This is a genomic window from Aquamicrobium terrae (assembly GCF_052978165.1).
This window is the reverse complement of the sequence record NZ_JBRKLZ010000001.1, coordinates 149,181-160,483: the sequence shown is the minus strand read 5'-3', so window position 1 is coordinate 160,483 and position 11,303 is coordinate 149,181. Positions and strand designations below refer to the sequence as shown.

Annotated in this window: 18 protein-coding genes and 2 tRNA genes; 9 read left to right on the top strand and 11 right to left on the bottom strand. The window is 62.1% G+C overall.

The window, feature by feature from the left end:
* The first annotated feature begins 16 nt into the window (after positions 1-16).
* From ACVCNR_RS00975 to ACVCNR_RS00960, 4 genes are all read left to right on the top strand, one after another.
* A complete protein-coding gene (locus tag ACVCNR_RS00975; RefSeq protein WP_447073464.1) occupies positions 17-1,189 on the top strand; it encodes a cystathionine beta-lyase in 1,173 nt (390 codons plus the stop codon).
* A 55-nt stretch (positions 1,190-1,244) separates the two neighbouring features.
* Positions 1,245-1,321 (top strand) — tRNA-Pro (locus ACVCNR_RS00970).
* Between the two features lie 111 nt (positions 1,322-1,432).
* Positions 1,433-1,738, top strand: a complete 306-nt coding sequence (locus ACVCNR_RS00965; protein WP_354195809.1) for an ETC complex I subunit — start codon at positions 1,433-1,435, stop codon at positions 1,736-1,738.
* A gap of 49 nt (positions 1,739-1,787) precedes the next feature.
* Positions 1,788-1,864, top strand: a tRNA-Arg gene (locus tag ACVCNR_RS00960).
* Positions 1,865-1,952: 88 nt separating this feature from the next.
* Here the strand turns inward: ACVCNR_RS00960 and ACVCNR_RS00955 are convergent.
* Together ACVCNR_RS00955 and ACVCNR_RS00950 are read right to left on the bottom strand one after the other, a co-directional pair.
* Positions 1,953-2,204, bottom strand: coding sequence for a hypothetical protein (locus ACVCNR_RS00955; RefSeq protein WP_447073463.1), 252 nt, complete (start codon positions 2,202-2,204; stop codon positions 1,953-1,955).
* 1 nt (position 2,205) lies between these two features.
* Positions 2,206-2,457, bottom strand: coding sequence for a hypothetical protein (locus ACVCNR_RS00950; protein ID WP_447073462.1), 252 nt, complete (start codon positions 2,455-2,457; stop codon positions 2,206-2,208).
* A 119-nt stretch (positions 2,458-2,576) separates the two neighbouring features.
* On the opposite strand from ACVCNR_RS00950, the gene ACVCNR_RS00945 reads away from it, so the two are divergent.
* From ACVCNR_RS00945 to ACVCNR_RS00925, 5 genes are read left to right on the top strand one after another with little or no spacing between them, the layout of a single operon-like run.
* Entirely contained in the window at positions 2,577-3,260 is a 684-nt protein-coding gene (locus tag ACVCNR_RS00945; protein WP_447073461.1) for an SOS response-associated peptidase, read from the top strand.
* A gap of 8 nt (positions 3,261-3,268) precedes the next feature.
* Entirely contained in the window at positions 3,269-3,751 is a 483-nt protein-coding gene (locus ACVCNR_RS00940) for a hypothetical protein (protein ID WP_447073460.1), read from the top strand.
* On the top strand, positions 3,748-3,948 hold the full coding sequence (locus ACVCNR_RS00935) for a hypothetical protein (protein WP_447073459.1): 201 nt from the start codon (positions 3,748-3,750) through the stop codon (positions 3,946-3,948). The genes ACVCNR_RS00940 and ACVCNR_RS00935 overlap by 4 nt, the downstream gene beginning before the upstream one ends.
* Positions 3,949-4,002: 54 nt before the next feature.
* Positions 4,003-4,845: a non-homologous end joining protein Ku gene (ku, locus tag ACVCNR_RS00930; protein WP_447073458.1), complete on the top strand. Its 843-nt coding sequence runs from the start codon at positions 4,003-4,005 to the stop codon at positions 4,843-4,845.
* An 18-nt stretch (positions 4,846-4,863) separates the two neighbouring features.
* Positions 4,864-5,046 (top strand): hypothetical protein, encoded by a 183-nt coding sequence (locus ACVCNR_RS00925; RefSeq protein ID WP_447073457.1) that lies wholly within the window; start codon positions 4,864-4,866, stop codon positions 5,044-5,046.
* A gap of 220 nt (positions 5,047-5,266) precedes the next feature.
* On the opposite strand, the gene ACVCNR_RS00920 is transcribed toward ACVCNR_RS00925, so the two are convergent.
* From ACVCNR_RS00920 to ACVCNR_RS00880, 9 genes are all read right to left on the bottom strand, one after another.
* Positions 5,267-5,668, bottom strand: a complete 402-nt coding sequence (locus tag ACVCNR_RS00920; protein WP_447073456.1) for a DUF1515 family protein — start codon at positions 5,666-5,668, stop codon at positions 5,267-5,269.
* A gap of 73 nt (positions 5,669-5,741) precedes the next feature.
* On the bottom strand, positions 5,742-5,930 hold the full coding sequence (gene lysC / locus ACVCNR_RS00915; RefSeq protein WP_447073455.1) for an Rz1-like lysis system protein LysC: 189 nt from the start codon (positions 5,928-5,930) through the stop codon (positions 5,742-5,744).
* Positions 5,931-5,940: 10 nt separating this feature from the next.
* A complete protein-coding gene (locus tag ACVCNR_RS00910; RefSeq protein WP_447073454.1) occupies positions 5,941-6,303 on the bottom strand; it encodes a hypothetical protein in 363 nt (120 codons plus the stop codon).
* Positions 6,300-6,557, bottom strand: a complete 258-nt coding sequence (locus ACVCNR_RS00905) for a hypothetical protein (protein ID WP_447073453.1) — start codon at positions 6,555-6,557, stop codon at positions 6,300-6,302. Before ACVCNR_RS00905 ends, ACVCNR_RS00910 begins: the two co-directional genes overlap by 4 nt.
* A 2-nt stretch (positions 6,558-6,559) precedes the next feature.
* Complete coding sequence (locus ACVCNR_RS00900) at positions 6,560-7,066, bottom strand: TIGR02594 family protein (protein WP_447073451.1); 507 nt, start codon at positions 7,064-7,066, stop codon at positions 6,560-6,562.
* Positions 7,067-7,215: 149 nt separating this feature from the next.
* Entirely contained in the window at positions 7,216-8,379 is a 1,164-nt protein-coding gene (locus ACVCNR_RS00895; RefSeq protein WP_447073450.1) for a phage late control D family protein, read from the bottom strand.
* 4 nt (positions 8,380-8,383) lie between these two features.
* On the bottom strand, positions 8,384-8,590 hold the full coding sequence (locus ACVCNR_RS00890) for a tail protein X (RefSeq protein ID WP_447073449.1): 207 nt from the start codon (positions 8,588-8,590) through the stop codon (positions 8,384-8,386).
* A gap of 8 nt (positions 8,591-8,598) precedes the next feature.
* The gene (locus ACVCNR_RS00885; RefSeq protein ID WP_447073447.1) at positions 8,599-9,045 is read right to left on the bottom strand and encodes a phage tail protein; all 447 of its coding nucleotides are present in this window, start codon (positions 9,043-9,045) and stop codon (positions 8,599-8,601) included.
* Positions 9,045-11,195, bottom strand: coding sequence for a phage tail tape measure protein (locus tag ACVCNR_RS00880; protein WP_447073446.1), 2,151 nt, complete (start codon positions 11,193-11,195; stop codon positions 9,045-9,047). Before ACVCNR_RS00880 ends, ACVCNR_RS00885 begins: the two co-directional genes overlap by 1 nt.
* Positions 11,196-11,303 lie beyond the last annotated feature (108 nt).

The window sequence follows — 11,303 nt, the reverse complement described above, 5'->3', positions numbered from 1 at the left end:
TCTAGGGCGATCTCACATGGTCAAGAACAGCATGGAACTGGGCGTCAACACGCGGCTTGCGCATTGCGGCAACGATCCGCGCGATTTTCACGGCTTCGTCAATCCGCCGGTCGTCCATGCCTCCACCGTGCTTTTTCCGGACTCGGCCACGCTGGTCAACCGCGCCCAGAAGTACACCTACGGTACCCGCGGCACCCCGACCACCGACGCCCTGGCGACGGCCATCGATCAACTGGAAGGCTCTGCCGGCACCATCGTCGTTCCCTCCGGCCTGGCGGCCGTCACCGTTCCGCTGCTGGCCTTTTCGGACGCCGGCAGCCACGTGCTGATCGTCGATTCCGTGTACCATCCCACCCGGCATTTCGCCGACACCATGCTGAAGCGGCTGGGTGTCGAGGTGGAGTATTACGATCCGCGGATCGGCGCCTGCATCTCGGCCCTGATGCGACCCAACACACGCGTCGTGTTCACCGAATCACCAGCCTCGAACACCTTCGAGATGCAGGACATCCCGGCCATCGCCAAGGCCGCGAAGCAAGCCGGCGCGGTGGTGATGATGGACAACACCTGGGCCACTCCCCTTTATTTCCGGCCGCTCGACCACGGCGTCGACATTTCCATCCACGCCGCCACCAAATATCCCGCCGGCCATTCCGACGTGCTGCTCGGCACGGTTTCGGCCAATGAGGAGCACTGGCCGCGCCTGCATGACGGGCTCATCACGCTGGGCTGCTGTGCCGCGCCGGACGATGTCTACCAGGTGCTGCGCGGATTGCGCACCATGGGCGTCAGGCTGGAGCATCATCGCAAGAGCGCGCTCGACATCGCACAGTGGCTGGAAGGCCGACCCGGGGTTGCCCGCGTGCTGCACCCTGCCCTGCCCAGCCACCCGGACCATGCCCTGTGGAAGCGCGATTTCTCCGGCTCGTCCGGCATCTTTTCCGTGGTGCTGGCCGGCGGCGGCCAGAAACAGGCCCATGCCTTCCTCGATGCGTTGCAGATTTTCGGGCTTGGCTTTTCGTGGGGCGGATATGAAAGCCTGGCCGTCCCGGTGTCCCTTGGAGACCGCACGATCGCCAAGGGTCCCTATGAAGGGCCCGTCATCCGCCTCCAGATCGGGCTGGAGGATGTGGAAGACCTGAAAGCCGATATCCAGCGCGGGCTTGAAGCCGCCGCTTCCGCTGCATAGCCCACTTTTTGCCCTTGCCATCAAAGGCCGAAACCAATAGGCAGCAGCATGGTTTCGGAGTGTAGCGCAGCCTGGTAGCGCACCTGATTTGGGATCAGGGGGTCGCGTGTTCGAATCACGCCACTCCGACCATCTTCACCAGCCATGGAAAGCCCGACTGCGGCGTTTGCGGCCTTGCCGCCGCGCGCTTTGCGCAGTAAGCAGTCGGCAACGGCTGACGAGCCGAGCAGCAAAGAGGTTTCCATGTCCGCGCGCATCTTCAGCCCCGCCAAGACGGCCATGCAATCGGGTACCGCCAAGACCGGCTACTGGATTCTGGAGTTCGAGCCAGAGCAGCCGCGCAAGATCGACCCCTTGATGGGCTACACCTCGTCCGGCGACATGAAGAGCCAGATCAGGATCAGGTTCCAGAGCAAGGAAGAGGCGATCGCCTATGCCGAGCGCGAAGGGCTGGCCTACCGCGTGCAAGAACCCAATCCGCCCAAGCGCCGGCAGATCTCCTATGCCGACAATTTCCGGTATGACCGCCGCACGCCCTGGACGCACTGACGACAGCCGAGTTTCCCGCCGCCCGCGCAATGAAGCGCGGCGGCTGGACGGTCCCGTAGCTCAGCTGGATAGAGCACCGGCCTTCTAAGCCGATGGTCGCAGGTTCGAATCCTGCCGGGATCGCCATAAAATCAATTGCTTAAGAGGCTCACCCTACAAAAGTTCCAACTCGCAAGAACGCCGAGTTCCAACTTTTGTTCTTCAGCGGTTCTCATCAACGCCCATCCCACATGCCTTTGTGCCGAGCTGGATCAGGCGTGTAACGCAGGCCGCAATTCTTGCTGCCACACTTCGTGCATACAAGTTTCGGGACAAGATCCTTGTTCATGGCGGGTGCGTCGAGGCCGTAGTGATCGGCCAGCAGCGTTATCGGCAATTCGGCGTGGTGGTCGCAGCCGTAGGCATAGCAATATGCGTGCAGGTTCATCCCTTCCTCGATCAAGCTGCGAAACGTCCACTCGGCCACATCAATCATCCTTCCAGACCGGAACCCGCTGGAACTTGATCGCCGCCAGGCGCCTGATACGCAGACCGACGAGCTCGGAGCCGCTCGGCAGGAACCCTTTCACATCCAGTTGACCGTGGCCTGCGCCGCCCTCGCATTTCATCCGATGCATTAGCGAATCCACGTCAACATCCCCGAAAATTTGGATTAAATCGTCCGGGCGGTAGACATGCGATCTTTTGCAATAGCGGCAGGTGACGCGCACCAGTTGCAAGTGCTCGTTAAGGCGGGACAGCGGAAAATCGTGGCGTCGGTATGACTCCGGCATAACGTGAACGAAATAGGAACAAATGCCCATTGCCGTCAAGCCCGGCCGGTGGCAGGATCGATCACATGTGCGGACGCTTCACCTGCTGCCATACCTGGCGCGAAATTCACGAGATGTACCGGTTGACCGATTCGGAAGCCGGCCGGAACACCGAGGCGCGCTACAACATCGCGCCAACGCGGGACGTGCTTTTCGTCACTGCTGGCGATGGCGGCTTTCAGAAGGTCCGCGAGGGCCGCTGGTGGCTCGTGCCGGGGTGGGCCAAAGAAATCCCGAAATTTGCGATGTTCAATGCCCGCTCGGAAGAAGCAGCCGACAAGCCAGCCTTTCGGGATAGCTTCAGGGGCAAACGCTGCCTGATCCCCGCCGATGGGTTCTACGAATGGACCAAGAGCGAGGAGGATGCCGGCAAAGACCCTTGGTTCATCCACCTGCCAGACAGGCGGCCATTTTCGTTTGCCGGCCTGTGGGCCTACAACCCCACACTCGATATTACCAGTTGCACGATCCTGACCGCCGCGGCGCGAGATCCGATGCGGCAGCTTCACACCCGACAGCCCATCATCCTCGATCCGGCCGCATATGATGCCTGGATTGATCCGGCCACCTCGGTCGCCGACGCCAAGGGCTTGCTGCAACAGGATCTCGACGGCGACCTGCAATTTTACCGGGTCGGCCGCGAGGTCAATTCGACCAACAAAGGCGGTGCCGACCACCCGGGGCTGATCGGTCCGCTCAACCCGCTATGAGTTTTGAGATGCACAAGATCACAATCGACGTCCCTACCGACGTCTACAAGGCGCTCCACCGCTTTGCCTTGCAGGACCGGCTCACGGCCGAGGAAGCCAGCCTTTTGGCCCTGCGGGATTGGCTGACCGGCAATGGTTATCTCGATGCCGAACTGGCGCTGGGAGACGACTACCAGCGCAAGGAGGCGCTTGGGCGACAACCAGCAAGGCGCAATGAGAACCCTCGCCCGACAGCCGAGGAAGAATTCGCCGCGGCGGATGTCGTTTTCCCGATGAACGACGAGGCAAAAGAGCAATGGATGATCGCCGCCAAGGATGCCAACGGCGAGTATGCCCATATCCGCTGGCGCAAATGGCCAGACTCAGACTACCCGACCGCTGAAGAGCATGAGGAATATTGGGCGCTGATGTCCACCGACGATCCATTCGAGCCGATCGCGTGGGTGCCGACCCAGTACACCTATGACGACATGACCAAGGTTTACGGATGAGCGACGATCCAATCCGCATGCCCGGCGAAGCCGTTGCAGCACCGGCCGGCATCTACGAGCACTGGTGCGAGCATCCCGGGTGCACGAAATGGGGCGGTTGGGGCTACAGCATCAACAAGCACACCCCGCCGCGCTGGTTTTGCTGGGAGCACCGGGACGATGGCGAGGCGTTGCTCGGCGGCATTGCTCGCCAGTAGCGGAACCAATCTCTCTCACCCGGCGTTGAGGCTTTTTCGTCGATGGAGGTCGATATGGCAGCGCCGCGTGCAGCCTGGAAGGGCTTTTTGAGAGTGGGATCGGTCACCTGCGCGGTCAAGATCATCGGCGCCGTTACCGAGGCAGAGAAAATCCGGTTCAACGTCCTCAATCGCAAGACCGGCAACCGGGTGCGCAGCATCTATGTCGATGAGGAAACCGGCGACGAGGTTCCGGCAGAGGAACAGACCAAGGGCTGGGAAGCCGACAAGGGCGATTTCATCCCCATCGATTCGGAAGAGATCAAGAGCTTGAAGCTGACCTCGGAGCACACCCTCGACATCGAGGACTTTGTGCCGGTCAAGGAAATCGATACCCGCTATCTGGAAAAGCCCTTTTACCTCGTCCCCGCCGACGCGCCGTCGATCGAGGCCTTTGCGGTGCTGCGGGATGCCATGGAGCGCGCCAAGATGGCCGCTCAATCCTGCGTGGTCATGTACCAGCGCGGCCATGAGGTGATCATCCAGCCGTATGGCAAGGGCATGCTCATGACGTGGATGCGGCCGCACACGGAGGTGGCCGAGGCCGGAGACGTCTTCGACGGCATCCCGACCGGCAAGCAGGACCCCGAGTTGCTGGAAATCGCCAGTTTGTTGATCGACAAGAAACTCACCAAATTCGACCCTTCACACTTCGAGGACCGGTACGAGGAGGCCCTCGCCGAACTGATCGACGCCAAGCGCAAGGGCAAGAAGGTGCCGACGAAGGCACCGCCGGCACCGAAGGAGAATGTCGTCAACCTGGCCGAGGTGCTGCGCAAGAGCCTCGAAAAGGAAGGCGTCACGGCCCCGAAGAAGAAGCAGGCGGCAAAGGGAAAATCGAAAAGCAAAGCAGCGTAGCGGCAAGTTGGAGGGAGCATGCAACTACATCAAAGAGGCGTCGACCTTTTGCTGAAGGTCATGGACGCCGCCGATCACGTGGAAGAACTCGACCCCAACCAGATCCAGTCGCTCTTGCGCGAGGTGGTGGAAGTCATGGGCGCCATCCTCGAACGGGACGCCAAGTTTGTCCTTCAGGCGAACGATCCGGCTCACATATAAAAGGGCCCACCGGCAGAGGGGGACAACTGCCGGCGGGCGCTTGGGGCCTGAGGATGCGGTGGCAGGCCCTTATCGATGGTAGGCAACAGCTATCGATGGTAGGCAACAGCTACAAACGGCAGTTGGGGCGGAAAGTTCCCTCCCCAAACGCGAAAAAGCCCGCCCAGCCGAAGCCGAGCGGGCAATTTACGGGAGGAGACCGGAAGGTTAGCACGATTCGCTAAGGCGGAGGCCGTCCGGTCAGCCACGTGTAAGCCATGCCGATAGTGCTCGCCGCCGCGATAATCCAGCCACCGAACTTGATCAGCCAGCGGCCGAGCGTTCCTGCCCCCGCTGCCTGGTCGCGCATGGTCTTGATCTGGATCGTCACCTGCTCGTGCTCATTGACCTTTCTCCGGACCGATTCAACGTCCTTCTTGATGGCGCTAACCTCGCTTTCCATGTCGCCGGTGCGCTCGACGATATCGTCCAGCCGGCGATGGACATTGGCGCGGCTCTCGGAGGCTGTGCGCTCCGAGACTTCGAAGCGGCGCGTCTGGTCATCGACCTTGTTTTCAATGGCCTTCACGGCTCCGATCAGTTCCCCGATGGTGCGGTTGATCTCATTGAGGGAAACCGCCATCAGAGTGGCCTCACTACGACATAGATCACGATGGCAAAGAGCAGCTCGATGCCGAAGATCAAAGACAGATCAGTCATTTCGCCCCCTCGCTCCACTGCCTGATGCCTTCGACCTGTGCGCTGCAGGTCGCCAGAGCCACCTCCGTGTAGGTCAGGCGGTTGACGATATCGGCGGTGGTGACCAGCGGCTTGCGCTGCTTGCCCGGACAGGGGCGCAGGAGCACGGCCGGCACCTGCTCGCGAACAACCGTCGGTGCGGTCACCACTGCCGGCCTACCTGTTAAGCACCCGGTCAAGATCGGCAGGCACGCGGCCAGCCAGATAGGCCCGCACATCTTCATTCGCATCTTTCAATTCCCCTATTTGCTGGCTGGTTTCATTCATGGTTTCGTTGATGGCGGCCACCTGGTCCGCCATCTGCGAGATAATCCGCTCATTGGCGGCGGCCGTTGCCTGCATGCGCGAGATGGCGGCCTGCTGCGCCTCGTTTGCGGCCACGGCGGCATCGAGGTTCCTGCGCGCCTCCGCTGCTTCCGCCTGGGCAGCGATGGCGTCGCCCCGATACCATGCCGCCACGCCGGCCAGTCCGAGGAAAGCAAGCAGGATCACGCCTGCGACCGCGAGTCGTAAGCTCATTCTTCGGGCTCCGTTGGATAGGGGACGTCGGGTCGGCGGCGCCGGCGCATGGCCATGACGTTACGGTCATCCCAGACCGCGCCGAAAACATAACTGCCGATCACCGATCCCGCGAGGATCAGCACGCCGTTGGCGATCGTCGACGCGAGATCCGTGTCATCCCCCCAGCCGGTGAGATAGATCACTTCGCCCGCGCAGAAGATCAGTGTTGCGACGATGATGCGCCGACGCATGCGCCAGGATGGCTTGTCCATCGTCAGGCCTCGTCGGTGGAGACCTTGCCGTCGCTCGCAAGCACCGGCAGCGCGAAACGTTCCTCGGTCGGCCAAATGGAGGGCCAGCGGTAGCCCAGCACACGGGACCGACTGAAGGGCTTGATGCTCACGGCATCGCCCTGGTTGCCGCCCAGAACCATCAGGTTGCCATGTTTGTCCTGACCGACGACGAAGCCGACATGACCGGACCATCCGCTCGGACTGCCGCGCCAGAACACCACGATGCACCCGACCGCCGGCCGATCCAGCGGCACGCCGCATTTCAGCCAGTTGCGCGCGCCGGCGGGGCCCTTGACGATCTGGCTGGCCATACCGCATTCGGCCAGCACGCCGCCGACGAAGGCGCCGCACCACGCCGTTTCGTCGTCACGGAACGGAGCCTTGATCGCCTCCCACCAGCGGACGATCAGCGGGTTGTGGCGGGGGCCTTTTATCTCACGCTGCCCGATATGGGCGCGCGCGCGATCGAGCCAGCGAGGTCCACTCATGGCCAGTTCCTTTCAGATTGTCACAAGATTTTTGCCGGGTAAGATGCCGGTGCTAGCTCACCGGTGAGATGGCTAGGGCCGGCGCACCCTCACCCCCAAAGTGATTGCGTCGGCCCGATTCCTTGTGGGCACCGGAAGGCCAGGTCTTGTCAGGATGCGTCGGTCGACCCGTTGCGGCGGCTGCCGGTCCACGCATCGGGCGTCGCGGGTGTTCCGGCCGGGCTGTTCGGCGCAATTGTCCCTTCAGCCTCATCCTCACCGGCCGCCGCTTCCTGCCCGCCCGCGCCACCGGTTTTGCCGCCCGTTTTGCCGGACTTGCCATCATAGAGCTTGGCCGAGATCTTCGTGGTAAAGCCGCCGCGCTTGGAAACCTCGTGGGTGACAGTATCGATCAGATAGGGCACGCCATTGAGGCCGGGGCGCACACCCTGGAACAGCAGGGGTGCACCGGCGACGATGCCGGTGTCGCCGACAACCGTGACGCTCGCCGCGCCTTCATCTCGCTTGAGCTGCTTGGATTTGGCCTGCGCCGCCTTGTCGGCCTCGGCCACATCCGCAAAGGGCTCCGGAATTCGATAGATACTATCACCATCAGCATCGGCGTCTGCCTCGACCTCGACGCGCTGGGCCTTTTCCTTGTCTTGATAGTAGGCAACAACCTTCTTGTATTTTGCCCGGTCGTTAGCCTCGAATGCGCAGGATCCTTGCAGGATAATGGCGGGCGTCACGATCACCGATCCCAAAAACGATCCACTGGCAGAGAGGCCCGATCCGCGCTTCAGAAACACAAGGCGACCCTCTTTAACCGTGAAGACGGCATTGTGCTTTTCGGCCAGACGCGAAAGGAAATGCATCGAGCTTTCGTCTTGCTGCCCGACCCACGAATAGCGATGCGCACCAACCTCATCGTCCACGGCAGCTTGCAGGCCACTTTCGCCAGCGATTTCCTCGACGATCTCCTTAATCGTCTTGTCGTCCCAATGGCGTTCCTGCTTCTTTTTCAGCTTTCCGTTCGAAAGGTCGACAGATTTGCCGCTCATCGAGACGCTGTAGGGCAGGCATTTGACCGAGACTTTGTCGACCGTAAATCGGCCGACAGAGCGCAATGCGCCTCCGCCATAGCCGAGGCGGATGTCGACGATCGCGCCGGTGCGCGGCAGAGCGAGAAACGCTGGCGGACCATCGTTCAATTCGGCCGAGAAAGAATCGGAGGTGAACCCTTCCTTGTCAGTGACAGACAGGGAAATGAGGCGCTCATAGAACGCCCCGGCGACGGGCTGGCCGTCGACCGTGATTTCAATGCGAACCTGCATGACGTCACTCGTATAACTTGACCAGGGGCCGTGCCTTGCTGACGGGCGCCGGCGGCATCAGCAGCACAGTGCCGACCGGCAGGATCGGGCCGAGGGCTGCGACACCGCGGTTGGCCGCGAGAACAGCCTCGGATACCTGCGCCGTGCGCCCGTAAAAACGGTGACAGGCAAGATCGACGGTCTCGCCGGCTTTTGTGGTGTAGCTGTCCATGGGGTACCTCAAAACAGCGAGATCAAATTCGCGAGGAAGGTCGGAGCCGAAATGCCGCCGCCGGCCGAGCCGTAGCGTTTGAGCGTGATGGTGTAGGCGTTGCGCCATGGGCGCCCGCCCCGATCATGGTGCGAGCGATCCTCATCAATCGACTGGATCGTGAACATGCCGTGCACCGCCCCCGCCAGGGCGTCGCCGGAAACGAACATCAGAGGCGTGCCAGCCTGCGCCGCGCCGATCAACCCTTGCAGGCTCGCCGGAAACTCGGCCGGGAACAGCACGCCGCGAATTGTAATGTCCTCGCTGGTCGGCCCCGTCCATTGCTGCTGGTTGATATCCTGCGCCACTGCAATATCGGCCCATGGCGTCTGCACGCGCCGCTGGACCTCGGTATAGCTGAAACCCGTGGCCTCGAAGGCGTGCGGACCGAGCATCATTGAAGTACGGCCGGGCATTAATACCCTCCATCCGACAGAAGTCCCTCGACCTCTGCCCGAACTGCAGATCCCGTAGCGCCACCAACAGCATCGGGATCGCTGCTTGTGGCGTGTACCGTGACGCTGACGTTAACATTTGGGCGAACAGGGTTGATGATGTTCACGTCCTGCGTGCCCGTTGGCTTGGTTTGGAAAATGGTATTGCGCAAAGCTTCCGTGACATCTGTCCCATTGCCTTGTTCATTCAACGCTTTCGACCCGGGGGCCATGCGCATGTGGTCACGAAAACTGAAATTTGGATCAGCCGCCTTGCCGAGGAAGAATCTCTTCCAGCTAAAGCTTTCGTCTCCAATGCCGAGCATCCGCTGCAATCCCTCGCGGGCCTTGCGCTGGTTTTCGACCTGCTTATCGAATGTATCGCCCGGAGTGTCGCCCATGCCTTGCACGAGTGAGCCGAGCGAACCCAGCGCACCGGAAACACCCAAAGACTTGAACCATTTGCCCCAGGTGGCGATGAACCCGCCCGCCGCAACACCCGCGCCCGCAGCAGACCCTGCCGCAGTCCCCGCTGCGGCACCGCCGATGCTGCTCGCTCCCGTCAGCCATGCCCCAGCTTTCGCCAGCCCGGCGATAATGCCGACCGCGGCTTTGGCGCCGGTGAGGAAGAACAGCGCACGCGCCAGCTTAGTAATCGCGCCGGCGAACAGCCCGAAGCCGACAGATGCCATGGCGAGCGAGAAACCATAGCCTGACACCGACTCGATAAATTCAAGAACCGGGCTGTCCTTTGCCACATCCCAGAATTCCCTGACGGCGACGCCGCCCTGCCGGAACTGCTCAAACAGGCGGCCAAGCTGGTCGGCGGCACCGCTGGCATCCGCCTTGCCGAACAGCAGATCGCCGATCATGCCGATCGTTTCGCGGACGCCGCCCTCGTAGCCGAGGCCCTTGACGAAACCGCGCACCGAAGCGTCGATCCTGTCGAAGATGCTGGCGCGCTCGCCGAGTGTGTCCAGCACATCGCCAAGGCCGAGGCCTGCCTCCTTGATCGTCGGCAGCATCGAATCGCCAATGCCGATGAAGGTCGCCTTGACCTTGTTGCCGATGATGGCCAGCGCGTTGGCCGCCGTGTCGGCGCGCACCATGTATTCCCGATAGGCGCTGCCGGCATAGTTCGCCTCGTCGCCCACCATGGCAAGCTGGCGGCGCAGCTCGGTGGTGTTGCTGATCACCGGCATCAACGCGCGCGCCTCGTCGCCGAACAGGGCCGAGGCGATGCTGATTCGCTGCCATTCCGGCAACTTCTGAATGCGCTCGATCACGTCCAGCGTGGTGCCGAGCGCGTTTTTCTGCATGTTCTGCGCCGTCTTGACGCTGTCGATGCCGAGTTTCTGAAAGGCGATACGCTGCTGTTTCGTGGCCCGCTCACCCATGGTGAGCGCGCGGCCCATATTGCGGAAGGAGGTCGCGGCAACCTCCGTCTGCGCGCCCATGGCCACCATCGCGCCGCCGAACGCGAGCGTCTGCGTGGCCGTGAAGCCGAACATCTCGCCGTTGGCCGCAACGCGCTTCGAGAAATCGACCAGATCGGGCGCCTTCGCGGCCGTGTTGTTCGACAGATGGTTGATCGCATCCGCGAACAACCCGATCTGACTGACATTGAGCGACAATTGCGTTTTGATCTTGGCCAGCGCCTCCGAGGTCTCACCCTCGGTCGTATCCCAGGCGACGGCCACCTTGGCGACCATCTCCGAAAACTTGCCCAGTTCCTCGATCGGGATGTTCGACTGGCCGGCCGCGGCAAAGATCGCGGCGATGCCTTCGGCGCTGGTGGGCAGCGCCCGCGACAGGTCGAGGATCTGGTTGCGGATGTTGCCGAGCTGCTCGTCGGTGCCATCGACGACCTTGCGCACATCGGCAAAGGCTTCCTCGAATTTCATTGAGGCGCCGACCGTGCGGCGAATGCCCTGATCCACGCCGATATAGCCGGCGCCCATGGCAACAAGCCGCCCGGCAAAACCGCGCGCCATGGCAACGCCGGCCGCCTGGCTGCGGTTGAAGCGATTCACGCCTCGGTCGATGCCTGCTAGCGCGCCGGCGATGCCGCGCGCCTTGCCGGTGATGCCGTCCGTCAACTGCAGGATCAGGCGGCTGGTCAGCGTTGCCATGGTTATTTTTCCGATTGCATCTTGATCACGCGGATCAGGGCATCGCGCTCTGCAAGCGCGAAGTCCGGGCTATAGGTGTCGATGACGTTGCGCGGCGTGCAGGTTTCG

Coding starts and splice junctions, on each gene's coding strand:
- ACVCNR_RS00935 (WP_447073459.1), top strand. CDS start 3,748: ATGAGCGACGATCCAATCCGCATGCCCGGCGAAGCCGTTGCAGCACCG.
- ACVCNR_RS00880 (WP_447073446.1), bottom strand. CDS start 11,195: ATGGCAACGCTGACCAGCCGCCTGATCCTGCAGTTGACGGACGGCATC.
- ACVCNR_RS00890 (WP_447073449.1), bottom strand. CDS start 8,590: ATGGACAGCTACACCACAAAAGCCGGCGAGACCGTCGATCTTGCCTGT.
- ACVCNR_RS00910 (WP_447073454.1), bottom strand. CDS start 6,303: ATGAGCTTACGACTCGCGGTCGCAGGCGTGATCCTGCTTGCTTTCCTC.
- ACVCNR_RS00885 (WP_447073447.1), bottom strand. CDS start 9,045: ATGCCCGGCCGTACTTCAATGATGCTCGGTCCGCACGCCTTCGAGGCC.
- ku (WP_447073458.1), top strand. CDS start 4,003: ATGGCAGCGCCGCGTGCAGCCTGGAAGGGCTTTTTGAGAGTGGGATCG.
- ACVCNR_RS00920 (WP_447073456.1), bottom strand. CDS start 5,668: ATGGCGGTTTCCCTCAATGAGATCAACCGCACCATCGGGGAACTGATC.
- ACVCNR_RS00965 (WP_354195809.1), top strand. CDS start 1,433: ATGTCCGCGCGCATCTTCAGCCCCGCCAAGACGGCCATGCAATCGGGT.
- ACVCNR_RS00975 (WP_447073464.1), top strand. CDS start 17: ATGGTCAAGAACAGCATGGAACTGGGCGTCAACACGCGGCTTGCGCAT.
- ACVCNR_RS00925 (WP_447073457.1), top strand. CDS start 4,864: ATGCAACTACATCAAAGAGGCGTCGACCTTTTGCTGAAGGTCATGGAC.
- ACVCNR_RS00900 (WP_447073451.1), bottom strand. CDS start 7,066: ATGAGTGGACCTCGCTGGCTCGATCGCGCGCGCGCCCATATCGGGCAG.
- ACVCNR_RS00905 (WP_447073453.1), bottom strand. CDS start 6,557: ATGGACAAGCCATCCTGGCGCATGCGTCGGCGCATCATCGTCGCAACA.
- ACVCNR_RS00895 (WP_447073450.1), bottom strand. CDS start 8,379: ATGCAGGTTCGCATTGAAATCACGGTCGACGGCCAGCCCGTCGCCGGG.
- ACVCNR_RS00940 (WP_447073460.1), top strand. CDS start 3,269: ATGCACAAGATCACAATCGACGTCCCTACCGACGTCTACAAGGCGCTC.
- ACVCNR_RS00945 (WP_447073461.1), top strand. CDS start 2,577: ATGTGCGGACGCTTCACCTGCTGCCATACCTGGCGCGAAATTCACGAG.